We start from the raw sequence: 25,930 nt of genomic DNA on the forward strand, positions 1-25,930 counted from the left end.
TGAAGCAACGTAGAAGACAGCGCAGAACCATGAAACAGAACCATGAGAAAAAGCAGAAAGAAGCGAGCAAAATGAGTCCATTTGAAATGACGGAAGAGTTTCATAAAACCTTTGATCCAACGCGACCGCCATATCCACAAGCTTTTTCAGCGGAAAAAGCCCAGTTTCGTGCTGGTTTTAAAATTGAAGAATTAGTTGAGTTCCTTTATGCTGCCAGCAACAATGACGAAGAGACCTTTCAAGCAGGTCTGGAGCATTTGCATCAAGCGATCGATCAAGCCCAAGCCAAGCTGGCTACCAAACAACAGCCTGTCAGTGATTCTCTAGTAGAACAAGTCGATGCGCTTTGTGATCTGCTGTATTTTACCTATGGCTCGTTTTCACTGTTAGGGGTCGATCCAGCGCCGATCTTGGCTATCGTTCATGAAGCCAACATGGGGAAACTTTTTCCAGATGGGCAGCCCCATTATGATCCTGAGACCCACAAAGTCATGAAGCCGAGCGATTGGGAAGAACGGTTTGCTCCTGAACCGCGAATCAAGGCAGAAATCAACCGCCAATTGGCACAAAAACAAGCGCAAGCTCAAGAATCGTCAGAATAAAAACCAAACGTGCCAGTTGCCCGTTCCGATTGCTTATCAGCAAAAGGAGTGGTGCAACTGGCACGTTTGGTTTAATCAAAGAAAGTGTAGTAAAGGGTTCTGACAGCGGCTTTTTCTTGTTCTTTGTGGATACCGAACATGATGCTGACCTCAGAGGACCCTTGGTTGATCATCTCTAAGTTGATATTTTTCCGCGCAAGGGCAGCGGTACTGTCGGCAGTGATCCCGACTCGTTGACGCATTCCTTCACCAACGACGACGACCATGGATAGATCGTGGGTCATTCGCAGTTCATCGGGATCGATCTCGTAGGCGATCTTGCGTAGCAGTTCTTCTTCCAATACTGGATTCAACTGGTTGGAGCGCATAATGATCGAGATATCATCGATTCCTGAAGGCATATGTTCATAATTTAAATCAAATTCACGGAAAATCTCTAAGACCCGTAACGTGAACCCAACTTCGCGGTTCATCAAGTATTTGCGAATATAGATCATACAAAAGCCTTCGTCACTGGCAACGCCGATCACGGGCTGATCTAAATTGTCTCTCTGGTTGGTGATCAAGGTACCAGGATGACTTGGATTATTGGTGTTTTTGATCACCACGGGAATTTTCGCATGGTATGAAGGCATCAACGCCTCATCGTGCAACACAGTAAAGCCTGCATAAGACAGCTCTCGCATTTCTCGGTAGGTCACTTCTTTGATGGACTCTGGATGATGAACATAGCCTGGATGAGCAGAAAAAATCCCATCGACATCGGTAAAGTTTTCGTACAATTCTACTTGCAGACCAGCCGCCACGATGGCACCAGAAATATCTGATCCTCCTCGAGAGAAGGTACAGATCTCGCCGGCTTCTGTGTAGCCAAAGAAGCCAGGAATCACTAAGATTTCAGGACTGTCGCGCCATTGTGCGATCTTGGCGTACGACTTGTTCAAGATACGGGCGTTTTGAGGTTCATCCGTCACCAGCAACCCAAGTTCTTGCGGATTCATGTAGCGAGCAGCTAACCCACGGCTTTGTAAAATCCCTGCGATCAATTTGGCATTGTTGTCTTCGCCGCTTGCCAAGACTGTATCATAAAGATGCGGATTGTCTTGGGTAGGCAGCGTTTGAAAAGCCGCCAAAGATTGCCAGATGCGATCTAAATGGACTTGTTCGATCCCAAAGGGGGCAGCGATCGCTGTATAGCGGGCATAGATTTCTTCTATTAAATCAGTGATTTCTTCTTGAGCACACAGACGGGTACAGACTGCTAGTAACAGATCGGTGACTTTCTGATCGTCGCTGGAACGCTTACCAGGCGCTGAAACAACAACAAACCGTCTTTTAGGATCACTTTCAATTATCGCAACAACTTTTTCGACTTGTTCGGCTGAGGCAAGGGAACTGCCTCCGAATTTCGCTACTTTCATTTGACATTACTCCTGTTCAAGCTTTTTACTAGAGTACAGTTTCAATAGGGAGAAATCAAGCGGTTTCTTGAAAAAAATCGGAAAAATCAGAAAAAAAGTCACTTGTTGATGTAAATTTCACGATTTGTTTTCATTATCGCTGGAAAAGCCGTGATTTATTTTATTCGATGCGAAAAAAGTCGATCTTTTTTGCCTCAATCTAATGCTTGATTTTTTTCTTTATGCTATAATCTAGCGTAGATGCTTTTTTATAAAGGGACTATCTGTCCTTTTTATACTCAACGAACTTATCAATCAATCTGCTGATCAGCAGGTTTTAGACGAAACATGTATATTTGAAAATTGGAGGAACCACAAAATGGGAACTAATATCATCTTTGGAATTGTCATTGCCATCATCATCATCGCAGCGGTCTTGTATGCAATTGGCTTTTTCATGCGGAAGAAAAACCAAGAAAAGCTGAATGACTTGGAAAAACGCAAAGAAAATCTGTTTGACTTGCCGGTGATCGAAGAAGTCGATGAAGTAAAAAGAATGCACTTGGTTGGTCAAAGTCAAAACACCTTCCGTGAGTGGAACCAACAATGGACAGATATCTCCACAAAATCTTTTGCTGAACTTGAAAGTCAAATCTTTGAAGTGGAAGAGCTGAACGAACGCATCCGCTTTTTTAAAGCAAAAGGGGCGATCGTCCAAGCCGAAGCGACCATGGACGAGATGGAACGCCAAGTGGAAGAGATTCGCGCAGGCCTGAAAGAATTACGAGAAAGTGAAGAACGAAATTCACTGGAAGTCCAAAAAGCGCTGGACGTTTACGAAGACTTGAAGAAGAAGCTGCGGGATCAAGGCGAAGAATTCGGTCCTGCTTACAATGAGCTGCAAAAACAAATCAAAAACATTGAAATTGAGTTCACCCAATTTGTTACCTTAAATACTTCAGGCGATCCTGTGGAAGCACGGGAAGTGTTAGACCAAGCGGAAAAACACACCTATGAAGTGGAAGACCTAATGAAACGGATCCCAGCGGCGTACGAAGAATTAAATCGTACCTTCCCTGATCAGTTGAAAGAAATCCAAGAAGGTTATAAAAAATTATTAGAACAAAAATATGTGTTCCCAGAAGCAAACTTCCAAGAAGAAATCAATCGTGTGAAAAAACGGGTTGAAAACTCCATGAACGATCTAGCGAAAACAGAAGTCGCTTCCGTTGAAGTGGCAAGCCGTGATACTGCAAGTGATATCGATGCCTTGTATACGGTGATGGAACGTGAGATCAATGCCAAGAAATATGTCATGAAAAATCGTCAGATCATCGAAGACTACATTGACCACGCAACGAAGAACAACCGTCAGTTGTTGATCGAGTTGGATCATACGGCGCAAAGCTATACTTTGAATCATAATGAATTGGGTCGCGTCCGCGGCTTCCAAACCGAAGTGGACGAATTGGCTCGCCGCAACAACGAGTACTTACCGAAATTGGAAAAACATGAGATTCCTTATTCAGAAGTGCAAAGCTTCTACAAAGATGCCTACAAGATTTTGGATGATGTGGAAAGCCAGCAAGTTGAAATCGATGATTCTCTTGCGGAATTACGTCGTGGCGAAAAAGTTGCACAAGAAAAAGTGGAAAGCTTCGAATTCCGTCTACGCAACTTGAAACGGTTTGTTGAGAAACAACGCTTACCTGGTTTGCCAGGCGAGTATTTAGAATTCTTCTTCGTGGCAACGGATCGGGTGGAAGAACTAGGCAAAGAATTGAACAAGATTCGCATCAACATGCAAGAAATCAATAAATTGGTTTCTGTCTGTGAAGAAGATCTTGATCTTTTAGATGAACAAACAAAAGACTTAGTGGATGCTGCGGCATTGACTGAGCAAATGATGCAATATGCCAACCGCTATCGTCATTCTCATCCAGATATCAAGGCAGCGATCGACAAATCACTTTACTTGTTTAGTAAAGAATATCGCTATCAAGATGCGCTAGATGAAATCGGCACAGCGTTGGAACGAGTAGAACCAGGTGCCTTCAAACGGATCGAAAACTTCTACTTCAATAACCGCGACTTAGTATAATACGAAAGCCAGCAGTGAAAAACTGACTGGCTTTTTTCATGGAAAGAATGGCTCGCTGCATGAGTACCGCTTACGAAGGAAGGAAAAGTTTCCTTTAAAAAAAGCCAAAGCCAGCGAGTCACCTTGAAACTCAGCCCAAGAGCAGTTATAATGGGAAAGAATTTTTTTAGAGAAAGGGTCCTATCATTGATCTATTTTGACAACAGTGCAACAACCGCTATTTATCCACAAGCTTTAAATACATATGTCCAAGTCAGTCAGCGAATCATCGGCAATCCCTCAAGCCTGCATGATTTAGGAAATCAAGCCAATCGCCTGCTGCAGCAATCTCGTCAGCAGATCGCCGATCTGTTAAACGTTTCTTCCAAAGAGATCGCATTTACCAGTGGGGGAACTGAAGGAGACAACTGGGTCATCAAAGGGTCTGCTTTAGCGAAAAAAGCCTATGGGAATCACCTGATTATTTCCAGTATTGAACACCCTGCCGTCAGTGAAACAGCGGCTCAATTAGCCGAATTAGGATTTGAGGTCAGTGTGGTACCTGTTGATGCGCAAGGCTTTGTCAACGTGTCAGAATTAGCAAACATGATTCGCAAAGAAACGATTTTGGTTTCGGTGATGGCGGTCAATAATGAGGTAGGGTCGATCCAACCGATCCATGAGATCGCAGCTGTGCTAGCGGACCATCCAACGATCCATTTCCATGTAGATGCCGTCCAAGCCATCACAAAGGTGCCGCAAGAACAATGGTTCAATGAGCGGGTCGATTTTGCCGTGTTCTCTGCGCATAAATTTCATGGACCTCGTGGCGCAGGCTTTATCTATTGGAAACAAGGCCGTAAGCTGGCGCCATTGATGACCGGCGGTGGGCAAGAGCAAAACCAGCGCAGCGGCACCGAAAATGTACCAGCAATCGTTGCTATGGCAAAAGCCCTACGTTTAGCGACAGAACAAAAGGCTGAAAAGCCGAACCATGTTCAATTATTAAAAGGCTATTTGCAAGAAGCACTGGCTGGGTACGAGAAAGTCACGCTTTTTTCTGGCACAGAAGGGTTTGCGCCGCACATACTTTGTTTTTCATTAAAAGGGATCCGAGGAGAAGTCTTAGTCCATGCCTTTGAAGAAAAGCAGATCTATCTTTCGACGACGAGCGCTTGTTCCTCCCGTAAAAAGATGGCCAGCAGTACGCTTCATGCGATGCACGTTCCAGAACAGTTAGCAACATCGGCTGTTCGTATCAGTTTAGATGAGAGCAATACAATGGCAGAAGTCGAGCAGTTTCTGATCGTCTTCCACCAGTTGTACCAAAAATTTTCGAAAATCAATTAAGCACGACAGACCACTATAAAATCAATCCAAATCAAAGGAGTTTTCTCGTGAATTATTCAGAAATCATGGTTCGTTATGGCGAACTGTCAACAAAGGGCAAAAATCGTCGTAGTTTTATTATGCAATTAGCTTCAAACGTCAAACGTACCTTAGCAGATTATCCCCATGTCAAAGTTCATGCCGAGCGAGATCGCATGCACTTGCTATTGAACGGTGAAAACAGCCAAGAGATCATTCCTAAGCTGCAAAAAGTCTTTGGGATTCAAAACTTTTCCCCCAGCATTCGGGTCGAAAAAGATATCGAAGTATTAAAGAAAGCCGTTCAAGACGTCATGGCAGAGATCTATACGGGCGTTGAGACCTTCAAAATCACAGCCAAGCGCAGTGATCATTCGTTTGTGCAAGATAGCAACCAGTTGAATTTGACCTTAGGGAATGCGGTGATCGACCGTTTTCCTGATATCAAAGTCCAAATGAAAAAACCAGACATCAATTTGCGTGTAGAAATACGGATCGATGGCGCTTATTTGTCTTATGAAACGATCCAAGGAGCCGCTGGGCTGCCAGTGGGCACCAGTGGAAAGGGAATGTTGATGCTTTCTGGCGGTATCGATTCGCCAGTTGCAGGCTACTTTGCCATGAAACGCGGCGTTGAGATCGAAGCGGTCCATTTTGCAAGTCCTCCTTATACGAGTGAACAAGCGTTGCAAAAAGCCAAAGATTTAACGAAGAAGCTTGTGCCTTATGTGGGAAGCATCCAGTTTATCGAAGTTCCGTTTACAGAAATCCAAGAAGAAATCAAAAATCGTGTGCCACAAGGCTATTGGATGACCATCACCCGTCGGATGATGCTGCGTTTGACGGATGCGATTCGGGAAGCTCGTCATGGCTTGATCATCTTAAATGGTGAATCATTAGGACAAGTGGCTTCACAAACTTTGCATAGCATGGTCGCCATCAATGAAGTAACCAATACGCCGATCGTGCGCCCAGTGGCAACGATGGACAAATTGGAAATCATTGAAGTTGCCGAAGCCATTGATACCTTTGAATTATCAGTTCAGCCATTTGAGGATTGCTGCACAATCTTTGCACCTCCTCAACCAAAGACGCGCCCAAGACTGGATAAGGTCCACCAATATGAAGAACGTCTCGATATCGAAGGGATGATGGAACGTGCGATGGCTGGGTTGAAACTGGAAGCAATCACGGCAAATCAAGAGAAAGCAGCAACGGAATTCGCTGAATTTTTATAATAAAACCCCGATTTTAATGCTACGACCACAACTGTTTTTGAACATTTGTGGTCGTTTTTCATCGAGTGAGAGAGTTTGTGAATATTTTCTTGCTATTGAAAATGGAACATGCTACACTCAATATGTGAATCATTTAACAAGGAGGGTGGATAGGATGGAAGCATTAAGAGATAAAAAACTTCCGAAAGCGACGGCAAAACGTTTGCCAGCTTATTTACGACACTTAAAATTACTGGATGCCTCTGGTATTCAGCGAATCAAATCGAAAGAGTTTGCAGAAATCACGCAAGTTCCTTCAGCCACGATCCGCCGAGATTTTTCTCATCTAGGAGAATTGGGCAGAAGTGGCTATGGCTATGATGTTCCTTATCTGATTGAGGTATTGAGCTATATCTTAGAAACCAATGAAGAGAAAAAAATCGCCTTGATTGGTTATGGAAATTTAGGAAAAGCGTTAGCCAACAACAATTTTCGCAGAAATGAAAATCTTTCCGTGGTCGCGGTTTTTGACAATGATCCAGAAATGATTGGTCAGACCATTAGTGGGCGTTATGTCTATGGAATGGATCAATTGGCTGAAGTCGTAGCAGAAAAAGGGATCACCGTAGCGATTTCGACCGTTCCTAGTCGTTATTCACAAATGGCGATCGATGCGATCGTGGATGCTGGGATCACAGCGATTTTAAATTTTGCCCCTGATCCCGTCATCGTGCCAAAAGACGTCAATATCCAATACATTGATTTGACGACAGAATTGCAAACATTGATCTTTTTTGATACGACCTACTCGCAAAAATCGAAAGTCTGAGCAAATCCTTTTCGTTTTTTGACAATCTTTCTTATACTGGGAGAAAATGCTATAGGAGAGATGTTATGCAAGTTACACGCAAAGAAACGGTTTATGAGATGCCTGGCAACCAACCAAAAGTAGGGGATAAAGCAGCTGATTTTCGCTTGAAAAGTTTAGAGGACAAGGAATACACACTGACTGATTTTTTAGGAAAACCAACGATCATCAGCGTGGTTCCCGATATCGTGACACGCGTCTGTGCATTGCAGACCAAGCGTTTCAACCAAGAGGCAAGTCAATTGGATGACATCCATTTTGTCACGATCTCTAACAATACAAAAGAAGAACAAGCGCAATGGTGCGGCCAAGAAGGTGTTGACATGATCATGCTTCATGATCCGGCGAATACCTTCGGTGAGGCCTATCAAATCATGATCCCAGACTTCGGTCATTTTGCCCGAGCAATTTTCGTTTTAGACCGTGAAGGCGTGATCCAACACGTTGAGATCGTGCCTGAGATCTCCCACGAACCGGATTATCAAGCAGCCATTGATGCTGCGAAAGCAAACCTCTGATTGACTTTCAAAAAAGTTCATTGTAGAATGTAGCAAGATGAAACAAGAATCTATGATAGCAAGACAATGTTCAAGAGGAGTATCAGTGACCCTGGCGGTCAGAGAGAAGTCGGTCGGTGCAAGACTTCCCCAGACACTGAAAAGGTAGCTTGAAGGTCTTTGATCCGAACCACGGTTTGTTTCTTGCAGACAAAGCCGCACAGTAAGATCAAGCGCGTCGTGAACGTTACCTCACGTCAAAGTGGCAGAGCAATCTGCAATTTAGGTGGTACCGCGTATCAGCGCCCTAATGCCTTGGCATTAGGGCGCTTTTTGCTGTGAATCACTGCGACTGGCCCACAAGGGACAGAGCAGATGATGAACAGTACTAGGCGACCGTAGGGAGCGTAGTAACCATACTAGGAATCACAATGAGTGGCCCACAAAGTGGGACAGAGCAGATGATGAACAGTACTCGAAGTCATCAAAATTGGTTCACGAAGCGAGCCAGATCGTTTGCCAAAAGCCCTAAGACACAATAGCGGATCACGGAAGTGTGCCTTGACCTCTGTAAGCAACGTTTTTTTTACGAATAACAAGCGAGGCGTCAATAAACAGCTGATAATCATCTCTACCACGGCACTAATCCTGAACGATTCAAACATTGTCACGCTTTACCCAGCAACAGGCACAAAAAAACCACACCAACCATTACGTCTAAAAAACGTAACTTTAGGAGGACCAACTATGACAGAAACTGAAAATCTATCCACCAAGTACAATCCCCAAGAAGTAGAAGCGGGGCGCTACCAAGATTGGCTAGAACATGACCGTTTTAAACCAAGCGGCAACAAAGAAGCAAAACCTTATTCTATCGTGATTCCACCACCAAATGTAACAGGAAAATTGCACTTAGGTCATGCCTGGGATACCACGTTACAAGACATCATCATTCGTCAAAAACGGATGCAAGGGTATGACACCTTATGGCTACCAGGAATGGACCATGCCGGGATCGCTACCCAAGCCAAAGTAGAAGAAAAGCTGCGGGAACAAGGAATTTCTCGCTATGACCTTGGTCGGGAAAAATTCGTTGAACAAGTATGGGATTGGAAAGAAGAATATGCCGGTCACATTCGGGAACAATGGGCGAAACTAGGCTTATCCCTAGACTATAGCCGTGAACGATTCACGTTAGATGATGGATTATCCGAAGCGGTTCGTAAAGTTTTCGTGACGCTATATGAAAAAGGCTTGATCTATCGTGGCGAGTACATCATCAACTGGGATCCGCAAGCCCGCACGGCATTATCTGATATTGAAGTGATCCACAAAGACATCGAAGGTGCTTTTTACCATATGTCTTACGAATTAGCAGATGGCAGCGGTGTGGTGGAGATCGCAACGACTCGTCCAGAAACGATGCTGGGGGATACAGCAGTCGCGGTTCATCCAGAAGATGAACGTTATCAAGCATTGATTGGTAAAAAAGTGATTTTGCCTTTGGTCAATAAAGAGATCCCAATCATCGCAGATGAGTACGTGGACCAAGAATTTGGAACAGGGGTCGTAAAAATCACTCCTGCCCATGACCCGAATGACTTCGAGGTCGGTAACCGCCATGACCTTCCGCGGGTCAATGTCATGAATGATGACGGAACAATGAATGACTTAGCAGGTACCTATGCAGGAATGGATCGTTTTGCTGCTCGTAAGCAAATCGTGAAAGACTTAGAGGCGTTAGGTCGTCTGATCAAAATCGAAAAAATGGTTCATAGCGTAGGGCACTCAGAACGGACAGGCGTAGTAGTCGAACCTCGTTTGTCGACACAATGGTTCGTAAAAATGGAGCCATTAGCAAAACAAGCCATCGACAACCAAGAAACCGACGATGCGGTGGACTTTTATCCGCCACGTTTCAACCAAACATTCTTACGTTGGATGGAAAATGTCCATGACTGGGTGATCTCTCGTCAGTTGTGGTGGGGCCATCAAATCCCAGCTTGGTACCACAAAGAAACGGGAGAAATGTATGTAGGACTTGAAGCGCCAGCGGATGCCGAAAATTGGCAGCAAGATCCAGACGTATTGGATACCTGGTTTAGTTCTGCTTTATGGCCGTTTTCAACAATGGGGTGGCCAGATGAAAACAATGAAGATTTCCAACGCTACTTCCCAACCAATACATTAGTGACTGGCTATGACATTATCGCATTTTGGGTAAGCCGTATGATCTTCCAAAGCTTGGAATTTACTGGCAAACGACCATTTGAAAATGTCTTGATCCACGGATTAATCCGTGATGAACAAGGTCGCAAAATGAGTAAGTCTCTTGGAAACGGGATCGATCCGATGGAAGTCATTGAACAATATGGTGCCGATGCATTGCGTTGGTTCTTATCAAATGGCTCTGCACCGGGGCAAGACGTGCGTTTCAGCTATGAGAAAATGGATGCCGCTTGGAACTTCATCAATAAAATTTGGAATGCTTCCCGTTTCGTCTTGATGAATGTCAGCGAAATGACTGCCGAAGACATTGATTTTTCTGGTGAAAAATCAGTGGCGGATCGTTGGATCTTGACGCGCTTGAATGAAACGATTGAAAAAGTCACTGACCTTTTTGAACGCTTCGAATTTGGGGAAGCGGGTCGTCAATTATACAACTTTATCTGGGATGACTTCTGTGACTGGTACATTGAAATGTCGAAAGAAACCTTATACGGTGACAATGAAGCAGCGAAACAAGTCAATAAGAGCATCTTAGTCCATGTTCTTGATCAAATTTTACGCTTGTTGCACCCAATCATGCCATTTGTTACAGAAGAAATCTGGAGCAAACTGCCGCATACAGGGGAATCATTAGTTGTTGCTGAGTATCCACAAGTGGCACCAGAATGGTCCGATGAAAAAGCGGCGCAAGGGATGGAAGTGTTGAAAGAATTGATTCGTTCGGTTCGAAACATCCGTGCAGAAGTAAACACACCACTTTCGAAACCAATCACTTTGCTGATCCAAGCAAATGAGCCTGAGATCGAAGAATTCTTGATCGCCAACAAAAACTATATCGAACGCTTCTGTAATCCAGAAGAACTAGAAATCTCTAACAGCTTACAAGCCCCTGAATTGGCGATGTCAGCTATCCTATCAGGTGCGACGATCTACTTGCCATTAGCTGGGTTGATCAACATTGAAGAAGAAATCGCGCGTTTGGAGAAAGAACTAGCGAAGTTCACCCAAGAAGTTCAACGGGTACAAGGCAAACTGGCGAATGAACGCTTCGTTGCCAATGCACCAGAGGAAGTCGTAGCACAAGAACGCAGCAAAGAAGCCGATTATCTTGAAAAACAAAAAGCAGTCCAAGAACGGATCGAGCAATTGCGCACGATTCAATAGGAAGCGTCGACTGTCTGCAAACAAGCATCTCTTGTAGATGCTTGTTTTTGCGTAATCAATAGAAACCGTCAAACAAATTTCTCGTTTAAAGGAAAGAAATTGGGAAAGCTGTGGGATTTTTGATAAAATAAGAGCGAGGTGAAGGAGATGACAAGCGAAGAAGCAACAGCGTGGATCCATTCGCGTTTGGCATTTGGGCAAAGACCCGGATTGATGCGTGTCGAAGCATTATTAAAACGAATGGGCAATCCTGAAAAAAACATAACCATGATCCATATCGCCGGCACGAATGGCAAAGGATCAACCGTCAGCTATTTGCGCAGTCTTTTAGAAGAAGCTGGGCAGCAAGTGGGGACTTTTACTTCCCCGCACATTGAAGCGTTCAATGAACGGATCGAAATCAACGGACAATTTATATCAGATGAGGATTTGGTTGCTTGGGTGGAGAAAATCCAGCCGCTGGTTGCTGAAATCGATCGTGATGAAACCTTGACGGGCATCACTCAGTTTGAAATCATTACTGCCATGGCGTTAGGCTATTTTGAAGAAAAAAACGTCGATGTTGCGATAATGGAAGTTGGCCTAGGGGGACTTTTAGATAGTACCAACGTTATTTCCCCAATGTTGACGGCGATCACGACGATCGGCATGGATCATATGGATGTCTTAGGCGATACCATTGAAAAAATCGCTGCCCATAAGGCGGGGATCATTAAACCACAAATTCCCCTTGTGACTGGCAATATCGTTGAAAGTGCGCTTTCGGTGATCGATTTGAAAGCTGCAGAAGCACAGGCACCTGCGTATCATGCAGGGCAAGAGTACCGTGTGACCTATCGTCATCCTGATGAAGAGTGGGGCGAATTGTTTGATTTTGAAAATGAGCATGGCAAAATCAAAGGCTTGAAAACGCCGATGTTAGGCCGCCATCAACCAGAAAATGCCGGTGTTGCGATTCAATTGTATAGCCTGTATTGCGACCTGCGGCAGCTGCCATTTTCAGCCAAAGAGATTCGCAATGGGCTAAGAAAAGCCTATTGGCCCGCCCGAATGGAACGAATCAGCAGTGAACCACTAGTGATCATCGATGGCGCCCATAACGTGCATGCCATGGCTCGCTTGGCGGATACGATGAAAGAAGAGTTCAGCGACTATCGCATCCATGTGCTGTTCTCAGCCTTAGAAACCAAAAACGTCAATGAGATGCTTCAGCAATTGCTGGCAATTCCGCAAGCCGAGATTTATTTAACGACCTTTGATTTTCCTAAAGCATTGCATTTAGCAGACGGCTATCAGGAACTCGATGAAAAACGAATCTCAACCGTTTCTTTATGGCAGTTTGGCTTGGCAGAATTATTAGAAAAAATGACCAATGAAGATTTACTGCTGGTGACAGGATCCTTGTATTTTGTTTCAGAAGTTCGTGAATTGTTGTTGGCAATAGGAGGAAGAAATGGCTAAGTTACGTGGTGTGATTTTCGATATGGACGGCTTGATTTTTGACACGGAGCTGCTCTATTACCAGGCTACTCAAATCGTGGCGGATCAAATGGGGATTCCCTATACAAAAGAGTTGTATTTAGCTTATGTGGGGGTCTCGGATGAAGAAGTCTGGGCAGCTTACCATGAGCGGTTCGACGAAGCCTTTGGGCATCAAATGATTGAAGACTTTATCCAAGCGGCTTTTCAGCAAACGCTGGAAATGTTCCAACGGGGCGAGGCTGAATTGAAGCCGGGCATCCACGAGTTATTGCATTATCTTGATGAGAAAAAGATTCCCCGAGTGTTGGCGTCTAGTAACCAGCGCAAAGTGATCGATACCTTGCTGGAAGCAGCAGGCTTAACGGCGGAATTTCCTGAGATCGTCTGCTTTGATGATGTCACACGAGCAAAACCAGATCCTGAGATTTTTGAAAAAGCCCACGCATTATTGGCGGTACCAAAAGAAGAATTGGTGATCCTTGAAGATTCGGCTAACGGTATTCATGCTGCTCATGGGGCGGGGATCTCAGTCATTATGATTCCCGATTTGATCGCGCCGACGACCATCATTGAAGAAAAAGTCTTGAAAGTCTTATCATCACTAGAGGATGTCCCAGATTTTCTAGAAACCGCCTTTTCAATCTAACTGTGATTTTTTGCGCACCTGATTCATGAAATACTCTCTCCTTTGCGTATCTTTTATTAGACCGACGCAAAGGAGTTTTTTATGATCAATGAAACAATGATTCCCCAAAGTTCGTTTCCCCGAGAGCGTTTAGTAGAATATGGAGTGGATGCCCTTTCGAATCAAGAATTATTGGCCATTTTGCTGCGAACTGGCTCACGTCCTCTGAATGTCCTCGAGTTAGCGGCCAGTGTCTTGAATCGTTTTCAAGAATTGTATGAATTAAAGCAAGCGACGATCGATGAATTACAAGAAATTCGCGGCGTCGGACAAATCAAAGCCATCGAGATCAAAGCGATGGTTGAATTAGGTGTGCGAATCCAGCGCTCCGCTCAACCAAAGTACGGTAAGGTCAACTCTAGTATGGCGATCGCCCATCAGTTGATCCAAGAGTTGAAGGATTGTCGTCAAGAGCATTTACTAGGACTATATTTGAATACGAAAAATGAGATCATTCAGAAAAAAACGATCTTCATCGGATCGTTGAATCAGTCGATCGCTCACCCACGGGAGATTTTTCATTGGGCGGTACGCTACAGTGCCGCCCGAGTGATCGTCGTCCACAACCATCCCAGCGGCAGTCCCCAAGCCTCAGAGGCAGATCTGCTGTTTACACGCCGCTTGATCAAGTGCGGAGACTTGATGGGGATCGACATACTGGATCATTTGATTATTGGCGACAATGCCTATGTCAGTTTGCGAGAAGAGGGGCTGTGGCAACAGGAAGACGTGTGAAAATAAGCCGAGTTTGCGAACATTATTAAAAATAAAGGTGAATTGTCTAATCGTCTGTCTTGCAAAAAAATACGGGCAAGTGTAAAATATTATTGTAATTTTGTTTGCTGAATAGATGTTGAAACGCACGTTAGGCCTCTATCGCACAAATGCAATGTTACACACAATTAAGTGCTTATGCACGAGGAGGTTTTTTTTAATGGAACAAGGTACAGTAAAATGGTTCAATGCTGAAAAAGGGTTTGGTTTTATCTCTCGCGAAGACGGTACAGACGTATTTGTACACTTTTCAGCGATCCAAGGTGAAGGATTCAAAACTTTAGAAGAAGGTCAAGCAGTAACTTTCGACGTGGAAGATTCTGATCGTGGACCTCAAGCAGTTAACGTAAACAAAGCGTAAGCTTTCAAACAAACTGCCAGTAAGAGCACTTTGAAATCAAAAACCCCAAAAGACCATCGATTCGATGGTCTTTTTTTTGCTTTTTATAACGGAAAGGAAAAAGGGTAGTTCTCAGTAACCTGAGAACTACCCTCGCATGTGAGACTATAAATCGTCTGGCGTCATGATCATCGAAAGGATCATTGGATGACGCTCAGTTTTTTCAAATAGGAATGGCTGTAACGCCGAAGACATCGCTTCTCTTAATTTGTGTTCTGTTGGGTCTGGTTGGTTCAAGACTTCCCGCAATACACGGAAGAGGATCTGCTGTGCTTCGTTGATCATCTCGCCAGATTCCCGCATATAAACAAACCCACGAGAAAGGATATCTGGTCCAGCAAGGACTTCTTTCCTCGCCACATCGACTGTCGCGACAGCTAAGACGAGGCCTTCTTCTGAAAGAATGCGACGATCCCGTAAGACGACATTTCCGATATCACCGATACCACTGCCGTCGACATAAACATCATTGGCATTGAAATGACCAGCCAAGCGAGCGGTATCCGCCGTTAAGGCCAACATGTCACCATTTTCCATAATGAAACAATTTTCTTTTGGTACACCGACATCTTGTGCCAGCTGGGTGTGGATGTTCAGCATCCGAAATTCCCCGTGGACAGGCATAAAGAATTTTGGCTTCATTAGACGCAACATCAGTTTTTGTTCTTCTTGGCCACCGTGACCAGAAGTATGGATGTTGTTCAATTTGCCATGGATCACGTTTGCGCCAGCTTCCAACAGCAAGTTGATCAGCTGATTGACACTCGTGGTATTTCCTGGGATTGGTGAGCTTGAGAAAATCACGGTATCATCTGGGTGAATTTGGATTTGACGGTGAGTCCCGTTGGCAATCCGACTCAAAGCAGCCATCGGCTCTCCTTGAGAACCCGTACAAAGGATCATGGTTTCGTTTGCAGGCAAACGGTTGATCTCATGAGATTCCACAAAGGTTCCATCTGGCACCTTGATATAGCCAAGGCGCTGTCCGTTGACGATTGCATTTTCCATACTGCGTCCAAAAACGGCGATTTTACGTCCAGTCGCAACCGCCGCATCTGCAGCTTGTTGGAGACGGAAAATGTTGGAGGCAAAGCTGGCAAAAATGATCCGACCATCGATTTTTTCAAAAATCTTTTGGATCGAGCTGCCGATCGTTTTTTCTGATTTGGTAAAGGTCGGAATCTCTGCATTGGTACTATCGGAAAGGAGGCAAAGGACGCCTTCTTCACCAATTTTTGCCATTTTGTGCAAGTTTGCTGGTTCGCCCACAGGCGTAAAGTCAAACTTGAAATCGCCAGTTGCGACGATATTGCCAGAAGGCGTTTTGACAACGACACCTAAAGCATCTGGGATACTGTGGGTCGTTCGGAAGAAGCTGATGGATGTTTTACGGAAACGAATCACCGTATCTTCATTGATTTCGTGTAATTCTGCGTCTCGCAATAAGCCATGCTCATCTAATTTGTTGGTGATCAAAGCAAGTGCCAAGGGTCCCGCATAGATCGGGATATTGGCTTCCCGCAACAAGTAAGGGATTCCGCCAATATGGTCTTCGTGACCATGAGTGACGATCAAGCCTTTGACTTTCGGTAAATTTTGAACGATGTAGCTATAATCGGAAATGACATAGTCGATCCCAAGCAGTTCATCTTCGGGGAATTTGATTCCCGCGTCAATTAAGATGATCTCATCTTGGAATTGAACCCCATAACAGTTTTTTCCGATTTCGCCAAGTCCACCGACGCCGAATACGCCGGTCTCATTATTTTTCAGCGAAACTTTCATCTTAAAACTCCGCTAATTTGAAATCAGCGTTTTCTTTTTCGTAAGCTAAATGTTTTTCATCTAGTTCTTGAACGAACTCGATGTTGTATGGGGTATTTTGTTCAACCAGACGGCGTGCGATCACTGCATCGTCTGCTTCAATGTACAAAGAGTGGGTTTGTTCTCTCTTTGGGTTGCGGTCTTTTGTTTCTTGGTAATAAATTTTGTAAATCATATCTTTTCTCCTTTATCTGCTTTTCGCAGTAGTCTATTTGGTTGATGAATTCGCTGCATCACAAAATCGAGGTCCGAATAAAGTGACCTGAAAAGAAGGCTTCGAGAGCCGCTGCATGCTTTTTTCAGACAATCGTTGTGAGAAAAAAGAGAAAGCCTCGTCTTTGCTTTCCAAATGTCGTCATAAAAAATTCACCGGGTTTGTAAGTCGTTCCACTACAAGTATCCCTAGTTTATCACAGAAAAACGAATAAGTATAGAAACACGTCATTTTGAAAAGGCTTACTGAAAGAAAATGAAAGGACGATCGCTGAAGTTTGCTTTTTTTCGTTGAAAGTGCATTACAATAAGAATATTCCTATGCTATAGTAGAAGTAATGAAGTAAAAAAGGAGGGGATTTTTTGAAATTAATGTGGCACTACACGATGAGAAACAAGAAACTGCTGGTTTTTAATTTCATCTGTGTTTTTGGTTTTATTTTGATTGAATTAGGTTTGCCGACGTTATTGGCAAGAATGATCGACAAAGGGATCGCCGCTGGTGATCGCGACTACATATGGAAAATGGGTGCGGCGATGATCGCAATCACCATTGTGGGGATCACGATGAACATTTTGTTAGGCTATTTCACGTCACGTATCACCACTAACATTGTGGCAGATATTCGTGACGATCTTTTTGAAAAAGTCCAAGGCTATTCACATACCGAATATGAAAAAATCGGGGTTTCATCATTGATCACCCGTGTGACCAATGATGCGTATCAAATCATGCTGTTTATGCAAAGCATCTTACGGACGGGTTTGATGACACCCATGATGTTTGTGGTCAGCTTGTACATGGTCATGCGGACAAGTACACAACTAGGGTTGTATGTTTTGGGGGCATTGCCGATATTGTTGATGGCCGTCATCGCCATTGCCAAAATCTCGGAACCCTTATCCACCAAACAACAAGCCAATCTAGATAAAATCAATGGCATCTTGCGGGAAAATCTCTCTGGTTTACGAGTGATCCGTGCCTTCGTCAATGAAAAATTTGAAGAAAAACGCTTTGGCAAAGTCAACCAAGCCTATGCTTCTAGTTCTCGCAGCTTGTTTCGCTTGATGGCAACGGCACAACCGGGCTTTTTCTTCTTATTCAATATCGTGATGATTTTGATTATTTGGACGGGAAGTATTCAAATCGATCAAGGGCAACTGCAGGTCGGTGACTTGATTGCATTTATCGAATACATCTTCCATGCGCTGTTTTCTTTCATGCTGTTTGCGACTGTCTTTACGATGTATCCACGAGCGGCGGTTTCTGCTCGTCGAATCCAAGAAGCGTTAGATGCGACTTCTGAAATCAAAGAGCCAGAACAGCCAGTGACAGAAACTAAGACGAAAGGCTTCTTGGAATTCAAAAATGTTACCTTTGCTTATCCAGGACATGCTCAAAGTCCAGTGATCCGTAATGTTAGCTTTACCGCTTCACCAGGGGAAACCGTGGCGTTTATCGGTAGTACTGGAAGTGGAAAATCAACCTTGATCCAATTGATCCCACGTTTTTACGACGTCAGTGAAGGCCAAGTTTTGGTGGATGGTGTTGACGTTCGGGATTACAGCTTAACGACGTTGCGCAACAAGATCGGGTTTATCCCTCAAAAAGCGTTGCTATTTACAGGGACGATCGCAGAAAACCTACGCTATGGGAAAGAAGATGCCACGCAAGCAGAGCTGGAACGAGCAGCCGAGATTGCGCAAGCGGCAGATTTCATTTCTCGCACACCAGATGGCTTTGATGCTCACTTGGCAGAAGGCGGAACCAACTTCTCTGGCGGACAAAAACAACGCCTAGCGATTGCCCGTGCGGTGATCCGCCAACCAGAGATCTATATTTTTGATGATAGTTTTTCTGCATTGGATTACCAAACGGATGCAAAATTGCGGGCACGCTTGAAAAAAGAAACCACAGAATCGACCGTTTTGATCGTTGCTCAACGAGTAGGAACGATCATGAATGCCGATAAGATCGTCGTCTTGAACGAAGGCGATGTGGTTGGCATCGGCACCCACAAAGAACTGCTGCAAACTTGTCCAGTATACTACGACATTGCGGCGTCACAATTATCAGAGGAGGAGTTGGCACAATGAAAGCAATCTCTTCTTTAAAACGGTTAGGTGCTTACATCAAACCGTACAAAGTACAATTTATCCTAGTCTTGCTGTTTACTGTTGCAACCGTCGGCTTCAATGCGGCAATGCCGTATGTTTCTGGATTACCGACGACAGAGATCAGCCGCAACATCGCTGCAGGCGAAGGCGTTAATTTTGATTACGTGATCCTTTGCTTGATCTGGATCGCAGTCGTTGGTGTCGGTTACTGTTTCTCACAATTGATGTCAGGGCTGCTGATCACCAACGTTGTCCAATCTGCGATGCGAGATCTGCGGCAAGACATTGAAGAAAAAATCAATCGTTTGCCCGTTTCTTACTTCGACCGCAACCAACAAGGGAATATCTTGTCACGGGTGACCAATGACGTGGATGCCGTCAGCGGTGCGATGCAACAAGCCTTGATCGGGATCGTCAATGCCTTCTTAGGAATCGTTATGGCGGTTTCCATGATGTTTTACATCAATACCTACATGGCATTGGTTTCATTGATCATGATCCCAGCCTCCTTATTGATTTCTCGCACGATCGTCAAAAAGTCGCAAAAAGACTTCCAAGGCATGCAAAATGCGTTAGGGGATCTGAACGGCTACGTACAAGAAAACATGACTGGATTCAGTGTGTTGAAAGTGTATGGACGGGAAAAGCAAACACTTGAAGGGTTTAAAAACGTTAACCACCAGTTGCGCTATTACGGCTTTCGTTCTGCCTTTGTGTCAGGCTTGATGATGCCGCTGGTGCAAATGACCGCTTACTTTACCTATATCGCAATGGCAGTCATGGGGAGCTTTTACGTGATCAGCGGCGTGATCGTTGTTGGTCAGCTGCAAGCGTTCATTCAATACATTTGGCAAGTCAGTCAGCCAATGGGGAACATTACCCAGCTGTCTTCCGTCTTGCAAAGTGCCTCAGCAGCAGCAAAACGGGTCTTTGAAATCTTAGATGAGGAAGAAGAGCCAGTCAATCGAACCGATATCCAATTGCCGGAACAAATCAGAGGCGACGTGACCTTTGAACATGTCGGCTTTGCCTATGATCCGAAAAAACCATTGATCAAAGACTTGAACTTTGAAGTCAAAGCTGGGCAAACTGTGGCGATCGTGGGACCAACAGGTGCTGGGAAAACGACCTTGATCAATTTGTTGATGCGTTTTTATGATGTCAATGAAGGGGCTATCAAGATCGACGGCATCGACACGAAAAAGATGGAACGTCACGATGTCCGCTCACTGTTTGGGATGGTTTTACAAGATGCGTGGTTGTATGAAGGCACGATCGGCGATAACATTCGCTTTGGGAAATTAGATGCCACCGATTATGAAGTCGTTGATGCAGCGAAAACCGCCAATGTGGATCACTTCATTCGTACGATGCCAGATGGCTACGAGATGATCATCAATTCTGAAGGCGACAATGTCTCCTTGGGGCAAAAACAATTGTTGACCATCGCTCGGGCAGTCATCTCTGATCCGAAGATTTTGATTCTCGATGAAGCCACCAGTTCGGTGGATACCCGCTTAGAAGCGCTGATTCAAAAAGCAATGGATAAAGTGATGGAAGGTCGTACCAGCTTTGTGATCGCCCATCGTTTGTCAACGATTCGTGAAGCAGATCTGATCTTAGTGATGGATCAAGGGTCGATCATTGAAAAAGGCAATCACGAGACCTTGTTGGCAGCTGGCGGCTTTTATAGTCAACTGTACCAAAGCCAATTTTCAGAAGAAGCCGAGTAAACCCAAAAGAGCGTCCAGTCTGACTGGCGCTCTTTTTGCATTGTCGCAAGGGTGGTGCTATAGTGAAAAAAGAAAGCGCAGATCCGTTTATGGATTGGAAGGAGAAGTTGATGGACAAAGAACAATCAGGGAATGAAACCCACAAAATAGTTTCGCCAGCCTCGTTGCAAGGAACACCTTGTTTTGTGGCAAAAAATGCGACGATCGTAGGAAACGTGACTCTAGGAAAAGAGAGTACGGTCTGGTTTCAAGCAGTGATTCGAGGCGATGCCAATCGCATCGAAATCGGCGCGCGTACCAATATTCAAGATGGAACGATCATTCACGTTGATCACGATGCCCCGACGATCGTGGAAGACGATGTGACTGTTGGGCATCAGTGTATGCTTCATGGCTGTACCATCAAAAAAGGGGCGCTGATCGGCATGAGCTCGATTGTTTTGAATCATGCAGTGATCGGTGAAAATAGCTTGTTAGGTGCTGGTTCGTTAGTAACGGAAGGAACCGTCATTCCGCCCAATGTGTTGGCGTTTGGTCGTCCTGCACGAGTGATCCGCCCGTTGACAAAAGAAGAGATCGCCAAAAATCAGGCAAACATCACGCATTACGTGGAAAATGGGTATGCTTACCAACAGGGGGAATATGGTGAAGTCTGACGCCAAACCAAAAGACGCAAAAAGGTGTACGAATTGCCTCGTACACCTTTTTTTATGCAAGCTTATTTCAATTTGTTTGATTCCATGATCTCGTCGATCAAACCGTAATCTTTGGCTTCTTGTGCGGTCATGAAGTTGTCGCGATCGGTGTCGCGTTCAATCACTTCGATTGGTTGACCAGTACGTTCTGACAAGATTTTGTTCAGACGTTCGCGGGTTGCCAAAATGTGGCGGGCAGCAATTTCGATCTCAGTTGCTTGTCCTTGTGCGCCACCTAATGGTTGGTGAATCATGATTTCTGCATTTGGTAACGCAAAGCGTTTGCCTTTTTCACCAGCGGTCAATAAGAATGAACCCATAGAAGCAGCCATCCCCATAACGATGGTTTGGACATCGGCTTTGATAAAGTTCATCGTATCAAAGATCGCTAGACCAGCAGTAACGCTTCCGCCAGGCGAGTTGATGTACAAGTAGATGTCTTTTTCAGAATCTTGCGCGTCCAAGAATAAAAGCTGAGCAATGATCGAGTTTGCTAAGTCATCGGTTACTTGACCACTCAACATAATGATCCGGTCTTTTAATAGACGAGAATAGATGTCATACGCTCTTTCACCGCGAGATGATTGTTCAATGACTGTAGGAATTAAATTCATAGTGATAGTCCTCCTAAAAATCGTTATAGATATAGTTTAGCATAAAGTTTTCGCAATATCTAAGAGATAGTATACCGATTAGGTCAAGAAAGGTCAAATAAAAAGTTCGTTATCTTTTTTGCGAAACTTTCAAATATGATACAATATGAAAAAAGGAATGAGGAAGGATCGAAGAATGGCAGTAGCAATAGCAGGTTTGATCGGCGTCTTAGTGGGCGCATTGTTAGTAACCATCATTTTTAATTTACGCATTCGGTATGAGGAACAAAAAGAAAAACAACGCCGTTTGTTGGAGCATAAAGTCAAAGAAATCGAAACGTTGGTTTTATTGAATCAAAAAATCAGTGAGATTCTACAAAAACGGGTCATGCTGATGGATGAGTATGTCAGCTTTGATGCCTTTGACGACTGTTATATCACCATCGATGATTTTGCCTATCTACAATCTTTTGCGGCGCAAAACAGTTTTTATCTACCGAATTTTTTCTTGGAAGAATTTTTCAAAAAAATCGGAACACGTCGGGTGATTTTATCCCCAGAGGAAACTGTTAAAATCGGTGGGTATACCTATAAAGGCGGTCGGATCATTATGGAAAATTTCCTTGATCAATTGGTTGAAATGGTCAATGAGCGTAAAACCCAAATGAAAAACATGACGAGCGAACCGTTGACCTATTTTTCAAAAACGATTTGATTCTACTGGTCAGCCGTTTTCCTTGGTTAAGGCAACCAAACCAGAGTATCGACGGTTGCGCTTTTTTAACTGATCACACACACTCTTACTGCGATCATAGTAAGGGTGTTTTTCTTTGACCGAAACAAAGCGCTATTATTCATTAAGAGGATCGAAACAAACAGAGGCTTTTTGGTTCTAACAGATTCCATGGTAAAATAAAGAGTGAGAATGGAGTGAAAGAATGATGGTACAAATCGTTGCCCACCGCGGGAGTAGCGGCAACCGACCTGAAAACACGCTACCAGCATTTGCGGAAGCGGTGCGGGTCAAAGCTGATATCATTGAGTTAGATGTACATCTATCAAAAGATGGCGGCTTAATCGTCATGCATGATGAAACGGTTGATCGAACGACCAACGGCAAAGGTCGGATCTGTGACCTGACGGTTGCTGAACTAAAAGAACTCAATGCTGGCAGCTGGTTTTCTGAGGAATTCCAAGCCGCCAAAGTCCCCACGCTAAAAGAAGTGTTGGATTTACTTGCAGCGAAGAATTATCGTGGCATTTTGACGATCGAATTAAAAACCGATCATTATGAGTATGAAGGAATCGAAGCCAAAGTATCCGACTTATTGAATAGCCAAGAATGGCCCTTTACTCATTGGTATTGTTCCTTCAATATCGAGACCTTAGATCGGATGCATGCGATCGAACCGGATGCGACCCTTGATTTTATTATGGGACGCGGTGAAGACAAACCACCGTTGGCGCTCAGCCGACCGTATATCGAAGGAATTCATCCTGCCTATCGCTGGGTCCAAGAGACAGCAACGGTCTTAACTGATTTTCCGATCGCGATCCGTCCGTGGACTGTCAACGAAGAAGCGGCGATTCGCACCTGCTTGGCTCTGGGGTTGACGGGGATCATCACCGACTTTCCAGAAAAAGCTCGGGCAATTGTGCAACAGGTCCGTGAGGAAACAAAAGGATGAAAAAAGTCTTAGTGATCGTGGGACCGACCGCAGTTGGCAAAACCGCCTTGAGTATCCAGTTAGCCCAAAAATACCAAGGGGAGATCATCAGCGGGGATTCCATGCAAATTTACCGTCAGTTAGATATCGGTACCGCCAAAGTGACGAAGGAAGAAATGGCAGGGATTCCTCATCATTTGATCGATATTCGTGCAATGACGGAAACGTACACTGCCGCTGATTTCCAGCAAATGGGGCGTGAAGCCATTGAGACGATCCAGCAGCAAGGAAAACTGCCGATCGTTGTGGGGGGGACAGGGCTATACATCCAAGCGCTTTTGTATGATTTTCGTTTAGGGGCAGAAGAAGGCGACCCAACGATTCGTCAGCGCTATGAACAAGAAGCAGCAGCCATCGGCAAAGAAGCTCTATGGCAAAAGTTGCAGGCGGTCGACCCCTTGGCAGCAGCGAAGATCCACTACAACAATGAGCGGAAAGTGATTCGTGCGTTGGAGGTTTTTGAAACGACTGGCGAAAGTATCGCTGCACCAAAAGAAACACCGCAAGTTTTGTACGATTTCTTCATGATCGGTTTAACCACTGAGCGAGCATTGTTATACCAGCGAATCAATCAGCGAGTGGACTTAATGATGGATCAAGGCTTGATCGAAGAAGCAAAAGCTGTTTTGCAGTATCCAGAAACGCAAGCCGCCAAAGGGATCGGTTACAAGGAATTTTTGCCCTATTTTCACGGGCAGGCCACATTGGAGGAGACCATTGAGCAAATCAAACAAAACTCACGCCGCTACGCCAAGCGGCAGCTGACGTGGTTCAATAACCGTGCACAGCCCCGATGGATTGATTTAGTGAGACAACCTGAAGAACAACGTATCCTTGAAACAGAAATCGACCAATGGTTGGAGGAGAAAAGATGAGCCAAGAACGTGTGATTCTTGTCGGAGTAGAAACGGAGAAAAACTATCTTCATTTTGATTCGTCAATGAAAGAGTTGAAAAGCTTAACAAAAACCGCCAATGGTGAAGTTGTTTTTTCACTGGTGCAAAAACGGCAGCAAGTCGATCGACAAACCGTGATCGGCAAGGGGAAAGTTGTGGAATTGCAGCAGTTGGCAGAAGCACATGAAGCAGATCTAGTGATCTTCAATCATGAACTGACACCAAGGCAAAGCCAGTTGATCGGTGATGCGCTAGAAGTGCCAGTGATTGATCGCGTCCAGCTGATCCTTGATATTTTTGCGATGCGTGCCCGTTCCAAAGAAGGAAAGCTGCAAGTAGAATTGGCGCAGCTGGATTATTTGCTTCCACGCTTGATAGGGCAAGGAAAGAACATGTCTCGGCTAGGGGGCGGAATCGGAACGAGAGGGCCAGGGGAAACCAAGCTGGAGACCGATCGTCGACACATCCGCAACCGCATTACCATCATCAAACGGGAATTGAAGGAAGTGGCCGCCCATCGAGACCGGACACGCCAAAAGCGCAAAGACAGCCAAGTCTTTCAAATGGGCTTGATTGGTTATACCAATGCTGGAAAATCAACTATTTTGAATATTTTGACCAGTGCGGATACCTATGAACAAGACCAGTTGTTTGCGACACTCGATCCTTTGACGAAACGCTGGCGGATGCCAGAAGGATTCGAAGTCACTATTACCGATACGGTTGGTTTTATCCAAGAATTGCCGACTCAATTGATCGATGCGTTTCATTCCACACTGGAGGAAAGTCAAAACATGGACTTCTTGCTGCATGTCGTCGATGCCAGTTCCGAAGAACGGGTCCAGCAAGAGGAGACGGTCTTAAAATTAATGGAGGAACTTTCTTTGACCCAATTACCGATGTTGACGGTCTACAATAAGGCGGATCGCATCGACGCCGATCAGTTTGTCCCAACGTTATTTCCCAATGTCTTGATCTCAGCAAAAAGTACCAAAGGCAAAGAACGCTTGACTCAGGCGATCAAAATGGAATTGATGCAGATCATGCAGCCTTATCATCTGGTGTTGCAAGCCGATGAAGGCAATGCGCTGAATCGTTTAAAACGGGAGTCGCTGGTGTTGAGCAATGCCTTCGATGAAGCAACACAGACCTATCATATCAAAGGATTTGCGCTGGAGGATACCTATCCACTACGCAGAATGGCGCAAGAACAAGAATAAACAGAAGCGGTGCAGCCGATGCACCGTTTTTTTTGTGGTGACAAAATTATGGAAGTATAAGTGGTTTGACTTCCTTCAAGTGCAAAACCCGAACATTTTTGGCTAAGGCACCATTTCTTCCAGAAAAAGGACTGCTTGAACATGC

The 25,930-nt window shown here is 44.6% G+C and carries 22 protein-coding genes and 1 other annotated feature; of the genes, 18 read left to right on the forward strand and 4 right to left on the reverse strand.

Going from position 1 to position 25,930, the window contains the following annotated elements; genetic code table 11:
- The first annotated feature begins 71 nt into the window (after positions 1-71).
- Positions 72-602, forward strand: coding sequence for an HAD family hydrolase (locus A5878_RS03265; RefSeq protein WP_086295800.1), 531 nt, complete (start codon positions 72-74; stop codon positions 600-602).
- 71 nt (positions 603-673) lie between these two features.
- Here A5878_RS03265 and A5878_RS03270 read toward each other — a convergent pair whose 3' ends face one another.
- Positions 674-2,023 (reverse strand): aspartate kinase, encoded by a 1,350-nt coding sequence (locus A5878_RS03270; protein ID WP_005237529.1) that lies wholly within the window; start codon positions 2,021-2,023, stop codon positions 674-676.
- 358 nt (positions 2,024-2,381) lie between these two features.
- On the opposite strand from A5878_RS03270, the gene ezrA reads away from it, so the two are divergent.
- From ezrA to A5878_RS03325, 10 genes are all read left to right on the forward strand, one after another.
- The gene (gene ezrA / locus A5878_RS03275; protein WP_005225145.1) at positions 2,382-4,103 is read left to right on the forward strand and encodes a septation ring formation regulator EzrA; all 1,722 of its coding nucleotides are present in this window, start codon (positions 2,382-2,384) and stop codon (positions 4,101-4,103) included.
- Between the two features lie 186 nt (positions 4,104-4,289).
- On the forward strand, positions 4,290-5,432 hold the full coding sequence (locus tag A5878_RS03280; RefSeq protein ID WP_074934654.1) for a cysteine desulfurase family protein: 1,143 nt from the start codon (positions 4,290-4,292) through the stop codon (positions 5,430-5,432).
- A 47-nt stretch (positions 5,433-5,479) separates the two neighbouring features.
- On the forward strand, positions 5,480-6,688 hold the full coding sequence (gene thiI, locus A5878_RS03285) for a tRNA uracil 4-sulfurtransferase ThiI (protein WP_086294589.1): 1,209 nt from the start codon (positions 5,480-5,482) through the stop codon (positions 6,686-6,688).
- Positions 6,689-6,842: 154 nt separating this feature from the next.
- A complete protein-coding gene (locus A5878_RS03290) occupies positions 6,843-7,496 on the forward strand; it encodes a redox-sensing transcriptional repressor Rex (protein WP_005225148.1) in 654 nt (217 codons plus the stop codon).
- Between the two features lie 65 nt (positions 7,497-7,561).
- A complete protein-coding gene (gene tpx / locus A5878_RS03295; RefSeq protein ID WP_010747457.1) occupies positions 7,562-8,053 on the forward strand; it encodes a thiol peroxidase in 492 nt (163 codons plus the stop codon).
- A 57-nt stretch (positions 8,054-8,110) separates the two neighbouring features.
- Positions 8,111-8,345 (forward strand) — a binding site (T-box leader).
- Positions 8,346-8,779: 434 nt separating this feature from the next.
- On the forward strand, positions 8,780-11,425 hold the full coding sequence (locus tag A5878_RS03305; RefSeq protein WP_086294590.1) for a valine--tRNA ligase: 2,646 nt from the start codon (positions 8,780-8,782) through the stop codon (positions 11,423-11,425).
- Positions 11,426-11,572: 147 nt separating this feature from the next.
- On the forward strand, positions 11,573-12,886 hold the full coding sequence (locus A5878_RS03310) for a folylpolyglutamate synthase/dihydrofolate synthase family protein (protein WP_086294591.1): 1,314 nt from the start codon (positions 11,573-11,575) through the stop codon (positions 12,884-12,886).
- Complete coding sequence (locus A5878_RS03315; protein ID WP_086294592.1) at positions 12,879-13,553, forward strand: HAD family phosphatase; 675 nt, start codon at positions 12,879-12,881, stop codon at positions 13,551-13,553. Before A5878_RS03310 ends, A5878_RS03315 begins: the two co-directional genes overlap by 8 nt.
- 81 nt (positions 13,554-13,634) lie before the next feature.
- On the forward strand, positions 13,635-14,327 hold the full coding sequence (gene radC / locus A5878_RS03320) for a DNA repair protein RadC (RefSeq protein WP_010747461.1): 693 nt from the start codon (positions 13,635-13,637) through the stop codon (positions 14,325-14,327).
- Positions 14,328-14,526: 199 nt separating this feature from the next.
- Complete coding sequence (locus A5878_RS03325; RefSeq protein ID WP_005225155.1) at positions 14,527-14,727, forward strand: cold-shock protein; 201 nt, start codon at positions 14,527-14,529, stop codon at positions 14,725-14,727.
- Between the two features lie 144 nt (positions 14,728-14,871).
- Here A5878_RS03325 and rnjA read toward each other — a convergent pair whose 3' ends face one another.
- Both rnjA and A5878_RS03335 read right to left on the reverse strand, forming a co-directional pair.
- Positions 14,872-16,551 (reverse strand): ribonuclease J1, encoded by a 1,680-nt coding sequence (gene rnjA / locus A5878_RS03330; RefSeq protein ID WP_086294593.1) that lies wholly within the window; start codon positions 16,549-16,551, stop codon positions 14,872-14,874.
- A gap of 1 nt (position 16,552) precedes the next feature.
- The gene (locus A5878_RS03335) at positions 16,553-16,765 is read right to left on the reverse strand and encodes a DNA-directed RNA polymerase subunit epsilon (RefSeq protein WP_005225157.1); all 213 of its coding nucleotides are present in this window, start codon (positions 16,763-16,765) and stop codon (positions 16,553-16,555) included.
- A 401-nt stretch (positions 16,766-17,166) separates the two neighbouring features.
- Here A5878_RS03335 and A5878_RS03340 point away from each other — a divergent pair, with 401 nt between their 5' ends.
- The 3 genes from A5878_RS03340 (at position 17,167) to A5878_RS03350 (ending at position 21,310) form a co-directional block, all read left to right on the forward strand.
- The gene (locus A5878_RS03340) at positions 17,167-18,900 is read left to right on the forward strand and encodes an ABC transporter ATP-binding protein (protein ID WP_010747462.1); all 1,734 of its coding nucleotides are present in this window, start codon (positions 17,167-17,169) and stop codon (positions 18,898-18,900) included.
- Positions 18,897-20,654, forward strand: coding sequence for an ABC transporter ATP-binding protein (locus A5878_RS03345; protein ID WP_086294594.1), 1,758 nt, complete (start codon positions 18,897-18,899; stop codon positions 20,652-20,654). Before A5878_RS03340 ends, A5878_RS03345 begins: the two co-directional genes overlap by 4 nt.
- Before the next feature lie 62 nt (positions 20,655-20,716).
- Positions 20,717-21,310, forward strand: a complete 594-nt coding sequence (locus A5878_RS03350) for a gamma carbonic anhydrase family protein (RefSeq protein WP_256925760.1) — start codon at positions 20,717-20,719, stop codon at positions 21,308-21,310.
- Between the two features lie 62 nt (positions 21,311-21,372).
- Here the strand turns inward: A5878_RS03350 and clpP are convergent, their stop codons facing one another.
- Positions 21,373-21,963 carry an ATP-dependent Clp endopeptidase proteolytic subunit ClpP gene (gene clpP / locus A5878_RS03355; RefSeq protein WP_005225161.1) on the reverse strand — a complete coding sequence of 197 codons (591 nt, stop codon included), beginning with the start codon at positions 21,961-21,963 and terminating at the stop codon, positions 21,373-21,375.
- A 175-nt stretch (positions 21,964-22,138) separates the two neighbouring features.
- On the opposite strand from clpP, the gene A5878_RS03360 reads away from it, so the two are divergent.
- The 4 genes from A5878_RS03360 to hflX all read left to right on the forward strand — a co-directional run bounded on the left by A5878_RS03360 (position 22,139) and on the right by hflX (position 25,785).
- Entirely contained in the window at positions 22,139-22,657 is a 519-nt protein-coding gene (locus A5878_RS03360) for a hypothetical protein (RefSeq protein WP_005231097.1), read from the forward strand.
- 223 nt (positions 22,658-22,880) lie between these two features.
- Positions 22,881-23,630 carry a glycerophosphodiester phosphodiesterase gene (locus A5878_RS03370; protein WP_086294595.1) on the forward strand — a complete coding sequence of 250 codons (750 nt, stop codon included), beginning with the start codon at positions 22,881-22,883 and terminating at the stop codon, positions 23,628-23,630.
- Positions 23,627-24,544 (forward strand): tRNA (adenosine(37)-N6)-dimethylallyltransferase MiaA, encoded by a 918-nt coding sequence (miaA, locus tag A5878_RS03375; protein ID WP_086294596.1) that lies wholly within the window; start codon positions 23,627-23,629, stop codon positions 24,542-24,544. Before A5878_RS03370 ends, miaA begins: the two co-directional genes overlap by 4 nt.
- On the forward strand, positions 24,541-25,785 hold the full coding sequence (gene hflX, locus A5878_RS03380) for a GTPase HflX (RefSeq protein WP_008377064.1): 1,245 nt from the start codon (positions 24,541-24,543) through the stop codon (positions 25,783-25,785). Before miaA ends, hflX begins: the two co-directional genes overlap by 4 nt.
- Positions 25,786-25,930: the final 145 nt, after the last annotated feature.

Origin of the sequence: Enterococcus sp. 3G6_DIV0642 (assembly GCF_002140635.1) — a bacterium.
GTDB classification, from domain to species: Bacteria; Bacillota; Bacilli; order Lactobacillales; family Enterococcaceae; genus Enterococcus_D; species Enterococcus_D casseliflavus.